The organism is Agarivorans sp. 1_MG-2023, assembly GCF_030548385.1.
GTDB lineage: Bacteria > Pseudomonadota > Gammaproteobacteria > Enterobacterales > Celerinatantimonadaceae > Agarivorans.
Window position 1 is genome coordinate 44,209 of sequence record NZ_JAUOSJ010000016.1, and the last position, 23,152, is coordinate 67,360.

Sequence of the window (23,152 nt, forward strand, 5' to 3'; positions counted from 1 at the left end):
ATAATGACCATTGAGATAGTCGAAATATCAGCCCAATATGACCAAGATCTACAGCGAATAATAAAACAGGTTGGCCAAGAATATGGCGCGGTAGGTGAAGGCTTTGGCCCCTCTGATGCTGAAGTCGATAACATGAGTCAGCACTATACACAGCAAAATCGAAGTAGATATGTGGTCGCTTTGTTAGATGGCATGGTCGTTGGCGGCTGCGGCATTGCGCCTTTTACCGATAGTAAAGATACCAGTGAGTTAAAAAAACTATTTTTGCTGGAAGAAGGTAGAGGCCAAGGTCTAGGTAAACAGCTCTCGTTAGCCTGTTTAGCATTTGCCTTAGAGCAGGGATTTACTCGCTGTTACCTAGACACGCTTAGCAATATGTCGGCAGCGATTAAACTCTACGAAAGCCTCGGTTTTGAGCACTTATCTGCACCTTTACAAGGTACAGCCCATAATGGCTGCGATGTTTGGATGCTAAAGCAACTTTAAGCGCAAAATAGTACTGCAATAAAAAACAGTATTATCGACTAAAACCAATCGAACTTAGGGTTCGCCTTTCTCGCTTACGCCAAGCTAGCATTCCCAGCATCCCCGCAAATAAAAATACCGAAGCTGGCTCACTCACTCTTGTCGCCTCTGCAACAATCAGTACAGGGTTAATGTCTATCCAGAAATAATCGTTATCATTTTGAACGAGAGGGCTACGGAAGATGCGCTCAACTTCTGGCTCGGTAATTAATGTGCGATTGTTGAGACTTGGATTCATTAGGTAAGCGCCAGACAAATGCGGTAGGCCTAAATTGTGGCCTAACTCGTGAGCAAGCAACTCTCCGCCTAAACTGCCGGCGGCGTAACTAGATTCAACCACAAAATCGTTTCCAAAATACTCCCCACAACCCACTATCCCTCGATTGATTTGCGAGCCGCAGGCGCTAATTGTGTCGATAAAATAAAAATTGACCACATTAGAGGGGCCAACATGCTGACTAAAAAGTTGGCTCACCTCCGCGCGGGTAGTGATATCCAATAGCTCGGGAAAGACCAATTCGGTGGCGGTACCAATGCGGATATCAATGATGTTTTGGCCAAAAGTCGCTTGAGAATAAATGCTATCAAGAGCGGCTTCTTGAGTAGTAATAAAAGCAGCATGAACAAAGGGAGTGGTAAGTAGTGAAATGCCAAAAATAGCCGCACGTGTAAACAATTTCATGATGGGTTCCTTAGCCGGGTAAGCCTAATCTAAACCATGAGTGACCAATTTTAACGATAGCAGCCAATTCTAATTAGGCAAAGATTCACAGCAAAACTAGCTTACTTTGAGTAAGTTTTCTCGCTTGGAGCAGCAGTATATTCCAAGCCACTGTTTACGCAGATTTTGCATCAAATCAAAGCCAAATTTTGATAAGTCTGCTACTCTATGCCCTGTATTCATTCACCACTATAAGCTCTTTGAGATGTTACATTTACCCTCTCCAATATTGGCCATATTGCGCTCTATCATTGGCTTTTTTACTCGCGGCAAGTTTGTCCCTCAAAACCCGATTGCTGAGTTCGATCTAGATCTAAGCCAACCGATCATTTACGTCATTCCTAGTAACTCATTAGCTGACGTGCTTACTTTACAACTTGCCTGTAAACAGCTTGGCCTGCCCGATCCCTTCGAGCCAGTGATGTTTGCCGGTGAAGCCCACCAAGGGGTAGCCTTTTTAGTGGATGGTAAAGGTGAAACCCTAGAAGCGACCATCGACCAATTTACCGCGGCTCTCAGTATTCACCGCAGCGATGAAAGCCATAACGCACAATTAGTGCCTGTTAAATTGTTTTGGGATCGCTACCCTGGCAGAGAGAGTGTTAACGACTTAATGGGCGGCAAGCCTGAACGCCCAGCTGGCATTCTGAAGAAAACTTGGCAAGTGATTTTTAAAGGACGCGAAAACCTAATACGCTTCAGTCGTCCGGTATCACTGAAGGATATGGCACAGCGCCAAGGTTCTGATAAGCGTATTGGCCATAAGTTAGCGCGCGTAGCGCGAATCCACTTTAGCCGTATGCAAATGATCGCTACCGGGCCTAAGCTGCCAAACCGTCGTCATATGTTTGAGCAACTGCTCGCCTCAACCATTATTCGTGAAGCGATAGCTGAAGAAGCCAAAGCCAAAAAAATTAGCCATTCTGAAGCGCGCCAAGCAGCCTTAAAATACCTAGAGGAAATTGCTGCCGACTTTTCGTATCGTAACCTTCGCATTGGTGAGTCGGTGTTAAGTTGGGTGTGGAATAAAATCTACTCAGGCATAGAAGTTAACCACGCAGAAAAGGTGCGTCAGCTAGCTCAAGAGGGCCACGAAATTGTATTCGCCCCCTGCCACCGCAGCCATATGGATTACCTACTGTTGTCTTATGTGCTCTATCATCAGGGCATGGTACCACCGCACATTGCAGCAGGTGTAAACCTTAACTTTTGGCCAGCGGGACCGTTTTTTCGCCGTGCCGGTGCATTTTTTATTCGCCGCAGTTTTAAGGGCAACAAACTCTACTCAACCGTTTTTCGCGAATACCTCGGCCAATTGTTTAGTCGCGGTTATTCAGTTGAATACTTTACCGAAGGTGGGCGTAGCCGCACCGGTCGCCTGCTTCCACCCAAAACCGGCATGTTAGCCATGACGGTACAAGCAATGCTGCGAGGACTAGAGCGACCCGTCACTATTGTGCCCATTTACTTTGGTTACGAACACGTAATGGAAGTAGGCACTTACTACAAAGAGTTAAAGGGCAAATCCAAAGACAAAGAATCACTATTTTCTCTGTTTGGCATGCTGCGTAAACTGCGTAATTTTGGCCATGGCTACGTAAACTTTGGCGAGCCTATCAACGTAAACCAAAGCTTAAACAAACTCGCACCCGAGTGGCGAGAGCATCCAGAAGATGGATTAAAGCCCACTTGGTTGGTGCCTGCGGTTAATGATATTTCTAACCAATTGATGGAAAACATCAACAGTGCCGCCGCAGTGAATGGCTTGTGCTTAAGTGCCATTATTTTGCTCGCTGCAGAAAATCGTGCACTGCCGCGCAAGCAGTTGGTTAAGCAAATAACCTTATGTACCTCATTGATTAAAAACGTGCCTTACAGTGACCACGTTACCCTTCCAGAGCTGGACGCAGAGGCCTTACTAGACCAAACCATCAGCTTAGATAAGTTTGAAATAAGAAGTGATTATTTAGGCGAAATAATCGGCCTTGATGAGAAACAGCAAGTGCTGCTTAACTTTTACCGCAATAACATTATTCACTTAATGATTATTCCGGCATTTATTGCTACTGCTTTACTCCAGCATCGCAGCCTTTGTCGTAACCAGTTGGTTAGCTTACTTGAACAGCTATACCCGCTATTAAAAGGCGAGCTGTTCTTGCGCTATCAAGTGAATGATATGAGCGATCTCGCCGAGCAGTACTTACAAGAGTTTGTAGCATTAAAACTGATTAGCGAAAACGGCGACTGTTTTATTATTGATAATCACCGCCGAGGTCGTTTATTGCTGCTTTCTCAAATAGCTCAAGAGAGCTTGCATCGCTATGCGATTGTGGCTGCCTTATTAGCAAAATATCCGCATTTAGAACGCGCAGAGCTAGAACTGCAAGCATTAGCAGGAGCCCAGCGCTTAGCCAAACTGCATAATATTGATGCACCAGAGTATTACGACAAACGCATTACTACTAATCTGTTGTCGCTAATGCGAGAAAAGGGATACACACAGACACAAGCGGCGGGCGAGCTATTCGCTCAGCTATCACCATTGTTAGCAGACGGAGTGTATGACTCTATCAGTGAGTTACTTGAACTAGACGCTTAAACCGCAAACCACGCCAGCCACGCGTAATGGCTGGCGATACCTAAAAAGATAGCCAAACCTACGTAGTTATTGTTCAAAAAAGCGTGAAAACAAGCATCACGGTCACGATATCGAATCAGCTTTTGCTGATACACAAACAGCACAGCAGCAGCTAACAAAGCAAAATCAAAAGCCCAACTTAAATCTTTTAGGTAAGCCAATGCTGCAAAACACAATAAACTGCTTAACTGCAACAAGGCAATGATTAGCTTGTCGAAGCGACCAAACAAAATGGCAGTAGATTTAATGCCCACCAGCAAGTCATCATCACGATCCACCATTGCATACTTGGTATCGTAAGCTATTGTCCAGCACACATTAGCCACGAGTAACAGCCAGGCCTCGCTAGGCACGCTGCCAGTTTGAGCCGCATAAGCCATGGGAATGCACCAACTAAAAGCCAAGCCAAGAAACAGCTGAGGCAAGTGGGTATAACGCTTCATAAAGGGGTAAATCGCTGCTAAAACTAACGCGGCAAAAGACAATAAAATAGTCAGCGTATTTTGGGTTAGCACCAACAAGAATGACGCACCGACCAAGGCGAAAAATAGCGCTAACGCCTTCTTTTCGCTCACCTCACCAGTCGCTAATGGCCTTTGCGCAGTACGCTTAACATGCGCATCCACCTTACGATCAGCATAATCATTAATTACACAGCCCGCCGAACGCATAAAAAACACGCCCAAAACAAACACCACAAACACCGACAAACTAGGTAAACCTTCAGCCGCCAACCAAAGTGCCCACAGCGCTGGCCACAACAACAACAAGGTACCAATAGGTTTATCTGCGCGCATAAGTTGCCAATAAGGGCGAATACTAGCTAGCTGCAACACCATCTTCTCCTTGATAAGCCAAACTGTTGGGCAAAAAGATTTCGGCGACTAATAACGGCGCGCTAGCAAGAAGGAAGCGTGAACGGCGACCCCACAACGCTTGCTGAGTTTGTGTATGTTGGTAAATCGGTGAGTTCTGCTCAATTTGGCACAGTTCCAGGGTTTGTCGCTGCCCTTTATCGGTAAACAACAACTCGCCTAAGGGTTTATTTGCTAGCCGACTTATCGCAGCAGCATCCCCTTCTAATGAGCTCTTAGGAATCACACTCCGAGCAAAAACCCACGCTTGTCCATCACAGCACAACAACACTTCTCGCACCCAATAAGGTCCTTGGCAAGCAACAGCCTTGGCCTCATGTTCAGCAATCTCTGCGTACCCTTCAAACAACACCTTAATAGAAAACTGTTGGCAATGCTGGCGTAAACGAGCGGTTAGCGATCCGGGATAAACTAACCAATCCTGTAGGGTGGCGGAATAAACAGGTAAGGCTTCAGGCAGCTGCCAATGTCCATTGGCTCCACACGGTTGGGCTTGATTCAAATTCACGCGTTCACATACTTCAAAGTTAGGTTCTCATTATCCGGCAATTGGCTAATTAAAGTAAACTCGACCAAGCTTATTTGTGCTCATGCTACACTCAAAGTACTAATTCGCTCACTTAAGTCACTGGCTATTCTAACACCAAACACTTGGAATATTTGACGATGGTTGCTTGACCTAATGGCAACTAACAGAAACAATAAAGCTAGGACTACCAAGGAACTATAAAGCCACATGAAATTCGCACCCACGCTGCTGTTTTGCGTAAGTTTATTTTTTTCATCTTTTGCCTCTAGTCAGGAAGCAGGCGGGACTAATTATGCCTACTTTGGTTTTGAGCCAGACATTATTACCAATTACATTAGCACCGGTAAAAAGCTTGGCTATGTGCGCATTACTGCCGAAGTGATGGTAGAAAACCAAAGCGCGCTAAGCAGTATTGAGCATCACGCGCCGCTTATTCGCGATGCCATCATCGAGATTCTAGGCCACCAACGTGAAGAAGATATTAAGTCTCTGAAAGGCCGCGAAGAAATACGCATGATGTGCCAAGAAGCGGTAAATGATTTGCTGGTACAAGAAACGGGTAAAAAATTGGTGAGTAAATTGCTATTTACTAAATACCTCTACCAGTAAGCAACACTTACTCTGCACAATAAAAAAGCCCATTTTAAATGGGCTTTTTTGCTTTTTAGACTAAGCCTGCTTTTGCTTACCAACAAACCTATCGAGCACAGCTTGAGCGCAGCCAACAAACAAACCAAATAAATGGGCTAAGTTAGCGGTCGACGGACCGATTACATCCATAAAGCCAATCACTAACCACACCAACATAAACCCAACAATGGCAGGGCTTAGCTGTAAACCAGCCTGTGGCCGTAACCAGCCGGTAAACCAGCAATAACCTAACAAGGCGTAAACCACTCCCGACAAGCCGCCAAAATAAGGGCCGGTGGCTAGAAGTTGTGCCACGTTGGGGATCACCGCCGCCACAAGAGTAATCAGCAACAATTTGGAGCTGCCCAACTGGCGCTCAATTTCGCCGCCTAGTTGCCACCACCACAAACCATTAAACACAATGTGAATCACCGAGAAGTGTAAAAAAATCGGTGTAATTACTCGCCAAAACTGCTCAGAAGCCAACATACTGAGCTGCGGCGTAATGGTTAAGTGCTGCATCATGTAACGGTCAAAGCCGATATTCATCAGCAAATACACCAGTCCTGCAATCAGCAATACACTTAAGGTCACAGGCCCCGCATGGGCAAAGAAGGCACTTTTTACGATGCCTTTACCACCGTAAGAAAAAGAGGCTTTGCGGCTGTCGGCAACAGTCCACGACGCTGCCAAATACTTTTCATCATTGGGGTTTTCTAAAAACTGTTTAAGCTCATATTCAGCTTTTTCAAGGTGCTGCTCATCTTTAAGAAATACCGCTACACCTTGATCCGCTGCCGCTAACTGGCATTCAATTTTTAATACGGCCATGTAATCCACGTAAGCTTGCGCCACCCGCGGGTTCCCCATCACGATTAATTGTTTCACTCAGCATCACCCGACTCAATCGGTGCAACCGTTCGCCAGGCTTCAAAACCCCCTTGCAAGCTATACACTTCTTCAAAACCTTGATGAATTAGGTATTGCGCCGCACCTTGGCTAGAGATGCCGTGGTAACACATCACAATCAGCGGGGTATCAAATTCGGTATCAGATATTAGCTGGTTAAGGCTGCCATCACTTAAGTGAAACGCATTCACTGGGTGGGCTTGAGAAAATGACTGCTGATCACGCATATCGAGTAATACAGCGCCACTTTCGGCAATTTTTTGCTGAGCGCCGCTCACATCAATTTGTTCAAACTGTTCCATGGTTTTCACTATCGCTATTTTTGACCCACTTTAACTGGTTTAGCCCTAAAGAAAAAGTCACACACTTTGTAGGGAGGGCCTTAGCTCACGCATAAAAAAAGCAAGCCTAAGCTTGCTTTTGGATTAAGGGTAATAAGATTACGCGCCCAAATAGGCCTTACGCACTTCTTCATTTACCAATAAATTATCGCCGGTATCTTCCAGAACAATTCGGCCATTTTCCAATACGTAACCGCGGTCAGCTAAGCGCAAAGCTTGGTTAGCATTTTGTTCAACTAAAAATACCGTCATGCCGCGCTGGCGTAATTGTTCAACAATATCAAAGATCTGTTGAATGATAATGGGCGCCAAACCTAGCGATGGTTCATCTAGCAATAACAAACGCGGATTGCTCATTAGCGCTCGACCAATGGCTAGCATTTGCTGCTCGCCGCCCGACATTGTGCCTGCTCGCTGGCTTACTCGCTCTAGCAAACGCGGAAACAAGCTGTACATTTCTTGGATCCGCTCTTCGGTTTCTTGCTTGGTCGCGAAAAAAGCGCCCATCCTCAGATTCTCTTCCACCGTTAGCCGGGAGAATATTCGTCGCCCTTCTGGTACAACCGCAATATCACCGCGCATGATGTCGTGAGTTTGGCTATGGGTAATGTCTTTTCCGTCAAACAACACTTGGCCACTGCTGGCGCGAGGGTCACCACACAAGGTCATCAACAAAGTGGTTTTACCCGCACCGTTGGCACCAATTAAACTAACAATTTCACCTTGCTTAACCGTAACACTTACATCATGTAAGGCTTGAATTGGGCCATAGTGGGTCGAAACATTTTTTAACTCTAACATTGCTATCTCTTCCCTCGCCCTAAAACTCGCCCAAGTAGGCTTTAATCACCTCTGGGTTATTTCGAATGTCTTCCGGTTTACCATTGGCTAACGGACAACCTTGATTCACCACATAAATGCGGTCAGAAATACCCATTACCAGTTTCATGTCATGCTCAATCAACAATACTGATACCGACTCGTTGTCACGCAAATCAATGATTAATTTGTCTAAATCGTCAGTTTCTTTAGGATTAAGACCGGCGGCGGGTTCGTCTAACATTAAAATCTCTGGACGAGTCACCATACAGCGAGCAATTTCTAAACGGCGCTGTTGGCCATAAGCCAAGTTCCCCGCTTTACGGTTAGCAAACTCTTTAAGATCCACTTTGTCTAACCAATACTCGGCAAATGCCAAGGCATCAGACTCACTTTTCTTAAAAGCAGGTGTTTTTAACAAACCCGCCAAAAAGTTAGTATTGAGGTGGCGGTGCTGAGCCACTAACAGGTTCTCAATCACGCTCATGTCTTTGAACAAACGCACATGCTGAAAAGTACGCACGATGCCCTTACGCGCAATTTGATGACCTGCTAAACCTTGCAGCGCTTCGCCACGGTAAAGAATTTGCCCTGCTGTAGGTTTATAGAAACCCGTTAAGCAGTTAAACACTGTTGTTTTACCAGCACCATTGGGGCCAATCACCGATACCACTTCTTTTTCGTTGAGGCTTAAGGCAACGTTATTTACCGCTAACAAGCCACCAAAGCGCATAGTAAGGCCGTTCACTTCTAATAATGGATTCATGCTTTGGCCTCCTCTTTTAACTCAATATGAGGACGAGACATAGGCAGTAAACCTTGTGGTCGCCAAACCATCATAAACACCATCATTAGACCAAACATTAACATGCGATATTCGTTAAACTCGCGCGCCATTTCTGGCAATACAGTCATGATAATTGCTGCGAGTATCACTCCAACCTGCGAGCCCATTCCGCCCAATACCACAATCGCCAAAATAATCGCCGATTCAATAAAGGTGAATGATTCGGGGCTAATAAAGCCTTGGCGAGCGGCAAAAAAGCTTCCGGCAAAGCCAGCAAAACCTGCACCAATGGTAAAGGCTGTTAGCTTAACCACGGTTGGATTTAACCCTAATGAGCGACAAGCAATTTCATCTTCTCGCAAGGCTTCCCAAGCGCGACCAATCGGCATTCTTAACAAGCGGTTAATCACAATCACTGTGAGAACCACCAGCAACAGCGCCATTAGATATAAGAAGATAACCTTGTATTGCGAGTTGTAGCTAATGCCAAAGAAGTTATGAAAGGTATCAAAACCCTCCCCTTTTAGCCGGCGGTTAAACTCTAAGCCAAACAACGTCGGTTTTGGAATACTACTAATCCCGTTAGGGCCGCCAGTAAGGTGGGTTAAATTATTTAGCAATAGGCGAATAATCTCACCAAAACCTAAGGTTACAATCGCTAGATAATCACCGCGCAAGCGCAATACCGGAAACCCAAGTAAAAAACCAAACAAGGCTGCCATAGCGCCAGCGATAGGCAAACACATCCAAAAGCCAAACCCATCGGCACTTAACAATGCATAGGTATAGGCACCTACCGCGTAAAAGCCTACATAACCCAGATCGAGTAAACCGGCCAAACCCACCACTACGTTTAGGCCTAAACCCAACATAACGTAAATAAGAGTTAGCGTGGCTAAATCAACTGAGCCGCGGCTCACCATAAATGGCCACACAATGGCGGCAGCAAGCGCAAACGACACTACCAACCGGTAGGCCTTAGGGTTTTGCTCTGGGCTTGGTAATTTAAAACTAAACTTTTTGCTCGGTGCCTTGGCTTTTCTGTTTCCAAAAATAATCGGGTGTAATAGCTGGCTTAAAAACACCGCGGCCATTCCGATAAACAACCACTTTAAATGCTGCTCATCAGCCAAGGCTAATTTCAAGCCGCTGCTGCTTGGTTCCATGCGAATACCGAGCAACCAACCAGCCAATAACATAAAGGTAATGGTTGAGATTAGCGCACCTGATAGATTAAGTTTTTTCATACTTTTTCTACCTCCGGTTTACCCAGTAAGCCGGTTGGCATGAATAGTAAAACAAAACATAACAAACCAAATGACACCACATCTTTGTACTCAGTACTAAAGTAACCAGCGGTTATCGCCTCAGTAATACCCAGTAGCAAACCACCCACTACTGCACCAGGAATAGAACCAATGCCACCTAATACTGCTGCGGTAAAGGCTTTTAGTCCGGCCATAAAGCCAATGTAAGGGTTAATAACGCCGTAATAAATACCGAGTAAAACACCGGCTACAGCGGCTAGCGCAGCACCAATAACAAAGGTTAATGAGATAACTTTGTTGGTATCAATACCTAACAAATTAGCCATGCCGATATCTTCAGAACACGCTCTACAGGCGCGTCCCATTCTAGATTTAGTGATAAAAGTCGTTAATACAATCATGGCAACAAAGGTCACCACAAATATCACTACTTGCATGTAAGAGATGGTGAGATTAAAACCATCTTCTGGGCCAAAGGTCCAACCGCCAGTGATTAAGCTTGGCATCGCAATATCTCGGCTACCTTGTGAAAGGCGCACTAAGTTTTGCAAGAAAATCGACATACCAATCGCCGAGATCAGCGCAATAAGTCGGTTGCCACCGCGAACCGGCCGATAGGCGATCTTTTCGATGGTCCAGCCATAGGTACTGGTAATAATGATGCTTATGGAAAACGCACCAAACAATAAAATAGGTAAAGAGTCTAATCCCATTAGGGATAGTGCAGCGAGCACAATAAACGCGACGTAACTACCAATCATATAGACTTCGCCGTGAGCGAAGTTAATCATGCCGATAATGCCGTATACCATGGTGTAACCAATGGCGATCAGCGCATAAGTACTACCAATGGTTAATCCATTGACTAACTGCTGAAAGAAATAGAAAAATTGCTCAGACATAGCTGCCCCAATCTAGCGGCTCTTGGCCACTAATTAGTGTCTTTTAAAACGGAAAACACCGACTAACAAGGTGTTAGTCGGTGTTTTATTGCGGAATTACTTAGCGGCCGATGAAGAACCGTCAGCGTGCCAAGTGAATACACCAAAGTCGAAGCCTTTAAGATCGCCTTTAGTATCCCACTGTAGCGGGCCCATTACCGTATCAACTTGGTTGCTACGCAGATATTCAGCGACAGCTTCAGGATCATCACCCGCAGCAGTTACACCAGCAACAATAGATTGCATTGCTGCAAACGCAGTCCAAACAAATGGGCCGGTTGGGTCATCGCCATTTTTAACTAGCGCATCAACCACTGGCTTGTTGGCAGGATCTAAATCGTATTTCTTAGGAAGCGTTACTAATAAGCCTTCAGAGGCTTCTCCAGCAATTGCTGAAATGTCTTTGTTACCTACGCCCTCTGGACCCATAAAGGTGGCTTTAAGGCCTTTTTCTGCTGACTGACGAAGGATTAAGCCTAGCTCTGGGTGGTAACCACCGTAGTAAACAAAATCTACATTCTCTTTTTTCAATTTAGCAATCAGTGCTGAGAAGTCTTTATCACCCGCAGTCACACCTTCAAAAGCCACTACTTCAGTACCAGCGGCTTCTAATTCAGTTTTTACAGAGGTCGCAATACCTTCACCGTACTGCTGCTTATCGTGAATAACAGCAACACGCTTCGGCTTAACTGAGTTAATAACATAACGCGCAGCCGTTGGGCCTTGGTCACTATCAAGACCAATAGTACGGAAAATTAACTGGTAATCACGGGTAGTAATATCTGGATTGGTTGATGCCGGTGTAATCATTAATACACCTTCATCTTCATATACGTCTGACGCAGGCTGAGTAGCACCTGAACATAAGTGACCGATGACGTATTTCACCCCATCGTTGATGATTTTGTTGGCTACAGCCACCGCTTGTTTCGGCTCACAAGCATCGTCGTAAACCACTGCTTCAATCAATTTACCGTCAATTCCACCGGCTTGATTAAGCATCTCAACCGCAATACCGCCACCGGCAAATTGCATGTCGCCATACTGGGCTACTGGTCCGGTTACCGGTCCTGCAATAGCAACTTTAATTGTGTCTGCAGCGTGCGCGACAGATACTGCGCCAAATAGTGCTAGCGATACCGCTACCCCTGAAGCTGATTTTGTCCATTTAGTCATTGAAAACTCCATGTTAGCTTTTTGTTATAGTTTGTGTGTGTTTGCAGAAGTGCGCATTAATCCATAATGCAGTTATCACCTCATTGGCTGATGTTTTACCTTAAGTCCACTGTGTTTAACAAGTCGACCTAGCTGAACAGGCCCAAGCACAGTTAGTTTTAACAAACTATTTAACTGCAATAAATGTAACCAGCCTCACTTAACCAGCACAAAAATCGACACAGGCGAGCAATACACCCATAACTGGATCAAAATTAAGCATTTTCATCTTATTTTTTCTAAATATGCTACTACACTGCTGAATAACTAAATTTTGATAATGTTAAATTAGGTTTTTCAGCATAATAATAAAGTTTATTGTAAAGAATGCCCAAGATTAGACTATTTAACTCGGCTTATATTGTGAAGATTTAGGCTTAGATAGAGAATAAATATGCAGGAAAATAAAGGCAAAGTGCAGTGCGAAGCGCCGAGGTAAGCACACTACTTACCCCAGCTTTTTTGTTTAACTAAACACTAGGCTCCACTTGAGAGGTCATGTGTAAAGTACGTGTAGGGAATGCAAACTCAGCACCATTTGCTTCAACCACTTCCACCACTTTGTTCAGCACATCTTGCTTCACTTCATGGTACTTCACCCAGTTAGTGGTTTTGGTAAAGGTGTAAATAAAGAAGTCTAACGACGAGGCATTAAAGCTATCAAAATTCACCATTAAGGTTTGAGTAGTGTCTATCTCGGGGTGATTTCGCAGCATCTGCTCGACTTCTGTTACTACCTTGCTCATTTTACTGGCGTCGTCATAACGAATGCCGATGGTTTCTTTGATGCGTCGATGACTCATGCGACTTGGGTTTTCTACCGCAATGCTCGAGAAAATAGAGTTAGGCACATATAAAGGACGTTTATCAAAGGTACGAATTTTAGTCACTCGCCAGCCAATGTTTTCTACTGTGCCTTCAATGCTACGATCGGGGGAACGGATCCAATCGCCCACTTTAAAGGGCTTATCAAAATACACCAACAAAGCACCAAAGAAGTTCGCCAGCAAATCTTTTGCTGCCATCCCCACTATTAGCCCGCCCATACCACCAAATGCCAATACGCCAGAAATACTAAAACCTAGTGTTTGAAACACGGCCAGCAAAAACAAAATAATCACCGCCGCCCGGCATAGCTTAGCCACTGCTTGCACAGTGGTTTTGTCTTTACCCACTGTAATGAGTTGCTCTTCTACGCGGCGCACAAAACGCATCGCTACCCACGCCAGCATGAATACAATCATTACCTGGCGGATAACCGCGATATAGGGTTTAAACTCAGAATCGAGAGCATTGGCAAAGGCCACCGCCACCAATGACAAACCCACCACTGCAATCATCCAGTTAATCGGTTTCCAAAGGGAAAACCAAATGGCGTCGTCCCATACGGTTTTGGTTTTCTCGGTTAAACGGCTTAAACGTGAGGCCAGTAATCGCCACACAATAAACGCAACCAAGGTAATACTTAGCACTACAAATACATCAAACAACCAATTAGATGTGGCTAACTGAGCTTGCTCTTGCTCTAACCACAGGGAAAATTCTTCAAACATCGATCCATCTCTTATAAAAAACGCGGCCTAAGCCGCGTTATTAAGTGTGAGTTACACGCGTAACATTACGCAGCAATGCCAGAGTGACGCAACAAAGCATCCACTTTAGGCTCTCTTCCTCTAAAGGCTTTAAACAATTCCATTGGCTCTTGTGAGCCACCTTTTTCTAGAATGTTACTCAAGAAGTGTAAGCCAGTCTGCGCGTTGAAAATACCCTCATCCTCAAATTTTGAGAAAGCGTCAGCCGACAATACCTCTGCCCATTTATAGCTGTAATATCCTGCACTGTAGCCACCAGCAAAAATATGGCTGAAGCTGTTTTGGAAGCGGTTAAAGCTTGGCGCTTTTATTACCGATACTAATTCACGCACTTCGTTTAAACGTTGTTGCACACTGCGGCCATTGGCTGCTTCATGGTGTAAGCGGAAGTCAAAAATAGAAAACTCCAGCTGACGAACCATCGTCATTGCCGATTGGAAGTTACGTGCCGCCAGCATTTTATCTAACAAGGCTTGCGGTAGAGGTTCTCCGCTCTCAAAATGCCCAGAGATAAAGGCTAAGGCATCACTCTGCCAACACCAGTTTTCTAGGAACTGACTCGGTAACTCTACTGCATCCCAAGCTACGCCATTAATACCAGACACAGCCGCTTCATCCACTTTAGTTAACATATGATGAATACCATGGCCAAACTCGTGGAATAAAGTAATCACTTCATCATGAGTAAACAGCGCAGGTTTATTGCCAATCGGTTTATTGAAGTTACATGTCAAGTAAGCGACTGGTTTAATCAGTTTGCCATCGGCGTCTACACGACGGTCAATACAGCCGTCCATCCAGGCACCACCGCGTTTGTGCTCACGAGCATACAAATCTAGGTAGAACGAGCCTCGCAGCTCACCGCTATCATCGCTAATCTCAAAAAAGCGTACGTCTGAGTGCCATGTATCAATGCCTTGTTTCTCGGTAACGCTAACATTGAACAGGCGCTTAACGACTTCAAACAAACCGCTCAGCACTTTATCTTCAGGGAAGTAAGGGCGCAGCTGTTCATCTGAAATCGCGTAAGTATGTTGTTTCAACTTCTCTGAGTAATACGCCATATCCCACGCAGCTAATTCGGCGACTTGATAATGTTCGTTAGCAAAAGCATTCAACTCGGCCAACTCGCGCTCTGCTTGTGGTTTAGAACGACCCGCAAGATCATTCAAAAAACCCAGTACTTGTGCTGGCGACTCAGCCATTTTGGTGGCCAACGATTTATCGGCATAACTGTCGAAACCAAGCAGTTGGGCTAGCTCGGTACGCAGCTCCAACTCTTCATCAATAATCGCGGTGTTATCAAATTTTTGGTCAGTACTGGCTTGTTCAGACGCGCGAGTACTAAATGCGCGGTACATTTCTTCGCGTAGTTCGCGTTTATCCGCGTAGGTCATTACTGGCAGGTAACTTGGAAACTCTAAAGTTAATAAGTAGCCATCTAACTCTTTAGATTCAGCTGCTTGTTTTGCTGCTGCTAGCGCAGACTCTGGTAAGCCAGCTAGTTCACCCTCGTCTGTAATGTGCTTTTGCCAAGCTAACGTGGCGTCTAATACATTATTAGAAAACTGAGAAGACAACTCTGAAAGGCGCTTAACAATCTCACCGTAGCGGCCTTGTTGTTCAGCTTCTAGGCCAATACCTGAGAGCTCAAAGTCACGTAAGGCATCACTGATCGATTTTTGTTGGGCAAGGTTGTAGCCACCAAACGCGTCACTTTCAGCCAATTGCTTGTAGGCCTGATACAAACCTTTATGTTGACCTACAAAGGTGCTGTATTCAGATAAAATGGGCAGGCAGGCTTCATACGCTTCGCGCAGCTCAGGGCTATTCATGACTGAATTGCAGTGGCTGACCGGTGACCATAGGCGGCCGAGACGATCATTCACTTCATCTAAAGGCAGAATGAAGTTTTGCCAAGTCGCGGTACTGTGTTTAAGCACTTCATCAATCGTCGTGCGGCATTCCTCAATCACTTGCTCTACCGCAGGTTGCACATGTTCTGGCTTAATTTTGCTAAACGGAGGTAATCCGGGTAAATCAAGTAATGGGTTACTCATACAGAATCCTTAAAGACTGAAGAAACGATATCTATGAATACCATAATCTGGGGCTAAAATTTTGTAAATCAACCCACGTTTAGTGATTTGGGCAGTTTACATAGCCTTGATTTAGACTATGATTTCCTTAGGGATTATTTTGGTTTCTCGGTTTATCAATAACCTAGACCAACAGGACTCGTTAATTAATGGACAATAACAACAATACCCCGGTTAATGATAATCCAGGGTTGTGGCAAAAATTAGCTCTAAACAAAGGCACTAATAGCCTTTCCTTGCGCATGTTGTCCTATATTCTCATCTGTTCCACTTTACTTGCCTTAATTATCACCCTTATTCAATTACGCTACGACTACAAGCAAGACGTACAAGTGATTGAAAAAAGCATCGATCAAATTGAAGTCAGCTTCTTGCAGCCTATTGCCGCCAGCCTTTGGAACCTCGACGAAGAGCAAGTAGAGGTGCAAATAGAAGGCATTATGAACCTGCCTAATATGCAATATGTGCTGGTAAAAGAAATTCTCGGATCATCTGAAGTGCCTTTGTTAGCCCGTGGTCGCTCAGCAGATCGCTACGATTTATCCCAAGAATTTGAACTTATTTACCAAGGTGAGATGGTAGGTAAACTGTTTGTAGCCGCTTCTCTAGAGCAGGTTTACGAGCGATTGTGGCAAAAAGCCATGCTAATTCTAATTAGTCAAACCGTTAAAACCCTCGTGGTCTCCATCGGCATCTTGTTCATCATTTATTATGTGATTGTGCGCCACCTCAACACCATTGTGGAGTACACCCGTAACCTAGACCTAGATAACTTAGGTGCCCCCCTTAAAATAGATACTGGCGCTAAACAGCGTAACGATGAGCTGGGGGAATTGGTTAATACCCTTAATCAAATGACCCAAAAGATTGATCACGAGTTCGACCAAAAACTCAAAGCAACCGAACAATTAGCCCACGAGCGAGACTTTTCAGCCACCGTAATTAACGCCAGTAATGCGGTTATTGTCACCCTAGACAACCAGTTAAACGTACTCACTGCCAACCCAGCAGGGGTAATGCTCACCGGTTTTCATCAAGAGGAACTAGAGGGGCAGAACTGGTTAAGCGTATTTATTGATAACGATATGCGCCAAAAAATCGAAACCGATTTACGTGAACTGCGGGTGATTCAAGATCAAGAGCTTACGCTTACCGACCAAGCCAATAACCAGTACACCTTATTGTGGACGTTCGTGCCCTTTTACGAAGGCAACCACGTATCCCGCATGATTGCGTTTGGTTACGACATTACCCCCCTTAAACGGGTAGAGAATGAGATTAAAACCCTCAACGACGAACTTGAACAAAAAGTGCAATCGCGTACCGAACGTTTAGAAGAAAGTAACCTACAACTGGCTAGTGCTTTCGACAAACTAAAAAATGCCCAGCAATCTTTGGTAGAAGCCGAGAAAATGGCTTCACTCGGTGGCTTGGTAGCCGGTGTAGCTCACGAAATCAATACACCCATTGGTATTAGTGTGACCGCCGCGTCTTATCTTCAAGAACAAGGTAATCAGCTAGAGAAGAACATTGAAAGCGGCAAGCTAAGCCGTAAGTTTATGGAAGATTTGATTCAAAACCTTAATCAGTCTACCGACTTGCTCCTAAGTAATTTACGCCGCGCATCTGACCTTATCAGTAGCTTTAAACAGGTAGCCGTCGATCAAAGCTCCGAAGCATGTTACACCTTTAACTTACAAGAAAATGTAAACCAAGTGATCACCTCACTAGGGCACAAAGTACGTCGTTCTGGCTGCGAAATTATTGTAGATTGCCCAGACGACTTAGAGCTATATAGCTTCCCTGGCAGCTTTACCCAAATTTATTCCAACCTTATCCTTAATTCGGTAAAACACGGTTTTGATGATTGGGATGGTGTTAAACGTATCGACATTTCAATTCATCGAGAAAACGACCAGTTGCATATCGATTACCAAGATTCTGGCCGAGGCGTAGATAGCCAGATTGCTAACCGCATCTTTGACCCCTTTGTTACCTCTAAACGCGGCCAAGGTGGCAGCGGGCTAGGCACCCATATTGTTTACAACTTGGTGGTACAACTGCTTAAAGGACATATCGCCTTCGACAGTAAACCCAACGAAGGGGTGCACTTTTCGATTCGCTTGCCCTACCAAGCGCAAAAAGCTGATTAACATCTGTCTCTAGTACAGGCTATACTGCTGCAAGTTTTCGGCCCTTTACGGAGTACCTTAATGAAAGAATTTGACTACCTATGCATCGGCGCAGGCAGCGGCGGTATTGCCTCTGCGAACCGTGCATCTATGCATGGCCAGAAAGTGGCCTTGGTTGAAGCTCGCCATGTTGGCGGCACTTGTGTGAATGTGGGTTGTGTCCCTAAAAAAGCCATGTGGTTTGGTGCCCAAGTTGCAGAAGCTATTCACCGTTACGCCCCAGATTACGGCTTTGATGTACAAGTAAATAAATTTGATTGGTCTACCTTAGTGGCCAGCCGCGAAGCCTACATTAAGCGCATTCATGGTTCTTACGACCGTGTACTGGGCAACAATGGCGTTACCTTAATAAACGGCTTTGCAAAATTTGTAGATGCGAATACGGTTGAGGTAAACGGCGAGCAAATCCGTGCCAAGCACATTCTTATCGCTACCGGTGGTCGCCCAAGTATTCCTAATATTCCTGGCGCAGAGCTGGGCATAGATTCAGATGGATTCTTTGCACTTACCGAGCAACCTAAACGTGTGCTGGTGATTGGTGCAGGTTACATCGCAGTAGAATTAGCCGGTGTATTACATTCACTAGGTAGTGAAACGCATTTAGCGGTACGTAAACACGCTCCTCTGCGTAACTTCGACCCTATGCTAAGTGAAACCTTGGTAGAGATCATGGCTGAAGACGGCCCTACTTTGCATACACAAAGCACACCTAAAGCCATTGAAAAGCAAAATGATGGCAGCTTAGTCGTTAGTTTTGAGAATGGAAATAGCTTACAAGTAGACACTGTTATTTGGGCAATTGGCCGCGAGCCAGCCAACGATAACATTAACTTAGAAGCCGTTGGTGTAGACACAGATGACAGGGGCTACATTAAAGTCGACGAATACTCAAATACCTCTACGCCAGGTATTTATGCGGTTGGCGACAATATCGGTAAGGTAGAGCTTACGCCGGTAGCGGTTAAAGCAGGACGTTTATTGTCTGAACGTCTATTTAATGGCCAAACCAACGCTAAAATGGATTACGACTTAATTCCTACCGTAGTATTTAGTCACCCAGCCATCGGCACCATTGGCCTAACCGAGCCAGAGGCGATAGCGCAATATGGTGAAGCCAATGTAAAAGTGTATAACTCAAGCTTTGGCGCGATGTACACCGCAGTGACTCAACATCGTCAGGTGACTAAAATGAAGCTTATCTGTGCTGGCGAAGATGAAAAAGTAGTTGGCTTGCACGGTATTGGTTTAGGCATGGACGAAATCCTACAAGGTTTTGGCGTAGCCATGAAGATGGGAGCAACCAAGGCAGATTTCGATGCCTGTGTCGCCATTCATCCAACTAGCGGTGAGGAGTTTGTAACTCTACGTTAGTCAGATATAAGCAACTAGATGGATACCCGTTTAGTTGCTTTTTCTTTCGCTTCTCTTTAAACAGCCCCAAGTTAAGCTTCCTAGCTCCTCCTCAGTCAAAATTAAACAGCCTTGTTTTCATTATATTTTTAACGCTTAGCTCTACGCCAACTACACTCAATAAATCAGTCTCCTTTAGTTCTTAGGATCTCATGAGTATGGATACGGTGTATGCGATTGCTGAGCTTGAATCATTCCTTATCGCCTTAACAGTGCTGTTTATCGGCAGAATCATTTGCAACTATGTCGCAATTCTTAAAAAGTACAATATACCCGAGCCTATTGTGGGCGGATTAGTGGTAGCCATTGTGATCACCCTACTCAAATTCCGTGGTATTGAACTCACCTTTGCGCTGCCCTTACAAGATACCTTAATGCTGATGTTCTTTAGCACCGTAGGGCTAGCAGCCAACTACAAGTTATTAGTGAAAGGCGGTAAAAAGGTATTTGTATTTTTAGGTATAGCTTCACTGTATATCGTTCTGCAAAACGGTCTTGGGGTTATGCTCGCCAGCGCCTTAGGTTTAGAGCCCATGATGGGATTATTTGCCGGCTCTATCACTTTGTCTGGTGGCCATGGAACCGGCGCAGCCTGGTCACAAATTTTTGCTGAAGAATACAATATTCAAACCTTGGAGTTTGCTATGGCAGCCGCCACCTTTGGCCTAGTAATGGGAGGGATAATTGGCGGTCCGGTTGGCCAGAGGTTAATTAACAAACATAATTTAGAATCACCTTTCTCAAAAGGTAAAGATCACCATAAAAAGCATCCAGACATTGTCACCTACAGCCGTAAAGAGGAAGACTTAGTTACCCCGACTTCAGTAATTGAAGTGCTATTTTTATTATTGCTTTGCGTCGTTGCAGCAAAATTTACTAAGCAGTTAGAAGTAGAACTCGCATTAAGCTGGCTAAAAATGCCAGACTTTGTTTACGCGCTGTTTTTTGGGGTAATTATTGCTAACAGTTGCGAACTTAGCGGACGCTACGAGATTAACCACGAATGTGTTGATCTATTAGGTACGCTTTCACTGTCACTGTTTTTATCCATGGCTTTGATGAGTTTAAGATTATGGGAGATATTCGATTTGGCCCTGCCTCTTATCATCATCTTACTATGCCAAACCTTAATGATCGCGGTCTTTGCCAGTCTTGTGAGCTTTAGATTAATGGGCAAAGACTACGATTCATCGGTGATAGCAGGTGGCCATTGTGGATTTGGTTTAGGGGCAACCCCCACAGCAGTAATGAACATGAGCGCATTAGTCTCTAGAAACGGGCCTTCGCCGCCCGCTTTTATGGTGGTACCTATAGTGGGGGCGTTTTTTATCGACATTGTGAATTTAATTGTACTGCAGACTTACATTAGCTTTTTAAATTAACACTAAATAAAAACGGCGCAGAAAGCGCCGTTCTTGATAAAGCCAGTTGGCTGCTATTGCTTAGCTCTGCGCCTTAACCAAGCTAAACCTAACAGTGCGAAGCTAAAGGGAATCCAGGTTTGGGGCTCAGGTACTCGGGCGTTAATCACTTGAATCGAGGTACTGGCCAATAGCTGTTGTTGCGAGTCAAAGGCACTTAATACAAAATCATAAATACCGACATCTAATGCGTTAAAGTCAAAAGGAGCAAATTCCATATTCCAAGAATTTTGCGCTAAGTTATTCACGCCAATATTAGAACCGTAGTTGGCTTCATCAACCAAGCCACCGCCATTAGGCGTACTGTTGTTACCTAAAGCATTGTCGGAGCTTGGTACATTTACTGGATCAAGGCCAATGAAATTAGTACCCGCACTAGGATCAAAATCAATTTCAAGCAGGTAAGAAAAGTTATCTAAAAATCCACCGCTACCATCAAAGCTGCTATTTACCGACCACTCAAAGTTCCAAATAGCTGTTGATGGAGAGTTAGGCGCAAAACTAAAGCCCGAAGGAGGGAGGATATTATCAAATTGATAGGTTCCATCACCGTTACTATTAAACACATTTTGCGGCTGGTTAGTTTCATCAAAACGTAACTTGGCTCTTAAACCGAGTTCAATGCCATTTTGGCGATCAGTGGTAAATCCACCATTAGCATTACCACTACCAAAAATCACATCTCCAGTAACGTTCTGATCATACATAATAGTTGCTGATGCTGTTGTGGCTACCATTAGTAACCCAACTCCTGCCAACACTGATTTTGCTTTTATTATTCTCATTTAGCACTCCATGCGCTTGCCTAGTCGCTCAAAAAGCGTGCATATTTCATTCCTTGATAAAAATCATCCTTTATTTCAAAAGCATATGATAAATGGCAAATTATGTTTACGAACAATAAGCGAAAAATTGTATAAATAATTGACAAAGCAGCCTGTCGAGAGATGGGAGGTGCCTCACAACCTTAGTGCTATTTGCGCCTATAGGCGGGACAAGATGAAAAGTTTTATGATTATTGTTGGAGCCAATTTGTAAAACTAACTGACAGCGGCACCAGCGTTGTAATCTAATACTGGTGCCATTTTAGTTAAAGCTTTTCTAAGGCCTGCTTAATCGGAAATAGTACATCGCAGCCTAGTTGCATAGCGCGTTCTGGTGACCAACCAAACGCTTCGTCAGGCATATCTGCATTGTCTTTAAAAGGCATTTCAATTGTGTAAGACAAGGTTTTAAACTGCTCACCTAACCAAGCGGCAGCAATGCTTAAATTGGCTTGACCAGCTTGGTCTTTTTCGTAACCATGAGTGTCTTGAAAATCAGGTGATATCGCCATAAAAGCGTGCTTGAAAGTATCTTCTAACAGTTTGTGGCGGGCATCGTACGAGGGAACGCCTTCACAGCCTGCCACAAAATTGTAGGGGAGATCTTCATCTCCGTGAATATCTAGAAATACATCACCACCCATTTCCAACATTTTTTGGCGTACCAAGTACACCTCAGGGCTGCGTTCCATACTGGGGTTTTGCCATTCGCGGTTTAAGTTTGTACCTACCGCGTTGGTGCGTAAGTGACCGCGTACCGAACCGTCGGGATTCATATTTGGTACTACGTAGAAAACGGTATTTTCCAATAACTTCATCGACAAGGGGTTGTCTTGGTCCAGTAGGTTACCCAACATGCCTTCCACAAACCACTCTGCCATGGTTTCACCCGGGTGCTGCCGCGCCATTACCCACACTTTGTGTTTGGCCTGCTCAGGGTCGCCAATGGTAAGTAAGCTCATATCGCGCCCATCTAAGGTTTGTCCAAGCGTATTAAGGTTTACTCGGTAATCTTGTTGCATAGTATGTAACAAGTCTTGATGGCGCTCGTAGCTATAAGGAGCAAAGTAAGCAAAATACACGCTGGGTTGCTCTAACAATAATGAGAAATTTAGCTGTTCTCCATCAAATTCAGTATCAATCCTAAACCATTCTTCTCGATCGTAAGAAGCCACTACTTGATAGTCTTTCCAACCCTTAGCATAAGCAGATTTCCCTGCATTGGTGATGCTAAAACGATAATGTTGCTCAAGTGACGCTTCAAAGCGAAAATGAAACCACTGGAAAAACTCAGATTGATTGTCATGTTTTATTTCTAACTGGATATTCTGCGGTTCCTCTAAAGAAATTACTCGAATATTCCCACTATCAAAACGATCTGTAATGTACATTGTGTTCTCACCAGAATAATAAATG

At 44.6% G+C, this 23,152-nt stretch carries 20 protein-coding genes; 6 read left to right on the forward strand and 14 right to left on the reverse strand.

Annotated elements, in window-relative coordinates; translation table 11 throughout:
* The first annotated feature begins 3 nt into the window (after positions 1–3).
* On the forward strand, positions 4–486 hold the full coding sequence (locus Q4592_RS19275; RefSeq protein ID WP_303516257.1) for a GNAT family N-acetyltransferase: 483 nt from the start codon (positions 4–6) through the stop codon (positions 484–486).
* Between the two features lie 31 nt (positions 487–517).
* Here Q4592_RS19275 and Q4592_RS19280 read toward each other — a convergent pair whose 3' ends face one another.
* Positions 518–1,207: a hypothetical protein gene (locus Q4592_RS19280; protein WP_303516259.1), complete on the reverse strand. Its 690-nt coding sequence runs from the start codon at positions 1,205–1,207 to the stop codon at positions 518–520.
* Between the two features lie 244 nt (positions 1,208–1,451).
* On the opposite strand from Q4592_RS19280, the gene plsB reads away from it, so the two are divergent.
* Positions 1,452–3,845, forward strand: coding sequence for a glycerol-3-phosphate 1-O-acyltransferase PlsB (gene plsB / locus Q4592_RS19285; RefSeq protein ID WP_303516261.1), 2,394 nt, complete (start codon positions 1,452–1,454; stop codon positions 3,843–3,845).
* On the opposite strand, the gene ubiA is transcribed toward plsB, so the two are convergent.
* Positions 3,842–4,723: a 4-hydroxybenzoate octaprenyltransferase gene (ubiA, locus tag Q4592_RS19290; protein ID WP_303516263.1), complete on the reverse strand. Its 882-nt coding sequence runs from the start codon at positions 4,721–4,723 to the stop codon at positions 3,842–3,844. The genes plsB and ubiA overlap by 4 nt on opposite strands.
* Entirely contained in the window at positions 4,704–5,267 is a 564-nt protein-coding gene (locus tag Q4592_RS19295; RefSeq protein WP_303516264.1) for a chorismate lyase, read from the reverse strand. The genes ubiA and Q4592_RS19295 overlap by 20 nt, the downstream gene beginning before the upstream one ends.
* Before the next feature lie 228 nt (positions 5,268–5,495).
* On the opposite strand from Q4592_RS19295, the gene Q4592_RS19300 reads away from it, so the two are divergent.
* Positions 5,496–5,897, forward strand: coding sequence for a flagellar basal body-associated protein FliL (locus tag Q4592_RS19300; RefSeq protein ID WP_137674814.1), 402 nt, complete (start codon positions 5,496–5,498; stop codon positions 5,895–5,897).
* A gap of 60 nt (positions 5,898–5,957) precedes the next feature.
* Here the strand turns inward: Q4592_RS19300 and glpG are convergent, their stop codons facing one another.
* The 9 genes from glpG to prlC form a co-directional block, all read right to left on the reverse strand.
* The gene (gene glpG, locus Q4592_RS19305) at positions 5,958–6,806 is read right to left on the reverse strand and encodes a rhomboid family intramembrane serine protease GlpG (RefSeq protein WP_137674815.1); all 849 of its coding nucleotides are present in this window, start codon (positions 6,804–6,806) and stop codon (positions 5,958–5,960) included.
* Positions 6,803–7,129 carry a thiosulfate sulfurtransferase GlpE gene (gene glpE, locus Q4592_RS19310; RefSeq protein WP_303516265.1) on the reverse strand — a complete coding sequence of 109 codons (327 nt, stop codon included), beginning with the start codon at positions 7,127–7,129 and terminating at the stop codon, positions 6,803–6,805. The genes glpG and glpE overlap by 4 nt, the downstream gene beginning before the upstream one ends.
* Positions 7,130–7,267: 138 nt before the next feature.
* The gene (locus tag Q4592_RS19315; protein ID WP_303516267.1) at positions 7,268–7,969 is read right to left on the reverse strand and encodes an ABC transporter ATP-binding protein; all 702 of its coding nucleotides are present in this window, start codon (positions 7,967–7,969) and stop codon (positions 7,268–7,270) included.
* Positions 7,970–7,988: 19 nt separating this feature from the next.
* Positions 7,989–8,753 carry a high-affinity branched-chain amino acid ABC transporter ATP-binding protein LivG gene (gene livG, locus Q4592_RS19320; RefSeq protein WP_137674818.1) on the reverse strand — a complete coding sequence of 255 codons (765 nt, stop codon included), beginning with the start codon at positions 8,751–8,753 and terminating at the stop codon, positions 7,989–7,991.
* Positions 8,750–10,021 carry a high-affinity branched-chain amino acid ABC transporter permease LivM gene (locus Q4592_RS19325; protein WP_303516270.1) on the reverse strand — a complete coding sequence of 424 codons (1,272 nt, stop codon included), beginning with the start codon at positions 10,019–10,021 and terminating at the stop codon, positions 8,750–8,752. The genes livG and Q4592_RS19325 overlap by 4 nt, the downstream gene beginning before the upstream one ends.
* The gene (gene livH / locus Q4592_RS19330) at positions 10,018–10,944 is read right to left on the reverse strand and encodes a high-affinity branched-chain amino acid ABC transporter permease LivH (RefSeq protein WP_137674820.1); all 927 of its coding nucleotides are present in this window, start codon (positions 10,942–10,944) and stop codon (positions 10,018–10,020) included. Before livH ends, Q4592_RS19325 begins: the two co-directional genes overlap by 4 nt.
* Before the next feature lie 96 nt (positions 10,945–11,040).
* Positions 11,041–12,159, reverse strand: a complete 1,119-nt coding sequence (locus tag Q4592_RS19335) for a branched-chain amino acid ABC transporter substrate-binding protein (protein WP_303516272.1) — start codon at positions 12,157–12,159, stop codon at positions 11,041–11,043.
* A gap of 509 nt (positions 12,160–12,668) precedes the next feature.
* Complete coding sequence (locus Q4592_RS19340) at positions 12,669–13,751, reverse strand: mechanosensitive ion channel family protein (RefSeq protein WP_303516274.1); 1,083 nt, start codon at positions 13,749–13,751, stop codon at positions 12,669–12,671.
* Positions 13,752–13,816: 65 nt separating this feature from the next.
* Complete coding sequence (gene prlC / locus Q4592_RS19345; protein ID WP_303516277.1) at positions 13,817–15,850, reverse strand: oligopeptidase A; 2,034 nt, start codon at positions 15,848–15,850, stop codon at positions 13,817–13,819.
* Between the two features lie 188 nt (positions 15,851–16,038).
* On the opposite strand from prlC, the gene Q4592_RS19350 reads away from it, so the two are divergent.
* The 3 genes from Q4592_RS19350 to gltS all read left to right on the forward strand — a co-directional run bounded on the left by Q4592_RS19350 (position 16,039) and on the right by gltS (position 20,873).
* Positions 16,039–18,042 carry an ATP-binding protein gene (locus Q4592_RS19350; protein ID WP_303516278.1) on the forward strand — a complete coding sequence of 668 codons (2,004 nt, stop codon included), beginning with the start codon at positions 16,039–16,041 and terminating at the stop codon, positions 18,040–18,042.
* Between the two features lie 60 nt (positions 18,043–18,102).
* Positions 18,103–19,452 carry a glutathione-disulfide reductase gene (gorA, locus tag Q4592_RS19355; RefSeq protein WP_303516280.1) on the forward strand — a complete coding sequence of 450 codons (1,350 nt, stop codon included), beginning with the start codon at positions 18,103–18,105 and terminating at the stop codon, positions 19,450–19,452.
* 197 nt (positions 19,453–19,649) lie between these two features.
* Positions 19,650–20,873, forward strand: a complete 1,224-nt coding sequence (gene gltS, locus Q4592_RS19360; RefSeq protein WP_137674856.1) for a sodium/glutamate symporter — start codon at positions 19,650–19,652, stop codon at positions 20,871–20,873.
* A gap of 53 nt (positions 20,874–20,926) precedes the next feature.
* Here the strand turns inward: gltS and Q4592_RS19365 are convergent, their stop codons facing one another.
* Positions 20,927–21,697 (reverse strand): PEP-CTERM sorting domain-containing protein, encoded by a 771-nt coding sequence (locus Q4592_RS19365; protein ID WP_303516282.1) that lies wholly within the window; start codon positions 21,695–21,697, stop codon positions 20,927–20,929.
* Positions 21,698–22,002: 305 nt separating this feature from the next.
* Positions 22,003–23,127: a M14-type cytosolic carboxypeptidase gene (locus Q4592_RS19370; protein WP_303516284.1), complete on the reverse strand. Its 1,125-nt coding sequence runs from the start codon at positions 23,125–23,127 to the stop codon at positions 22,003–22,005.
* Positions 23,128–23,152 lie beyond the last annotated feature (25 nt).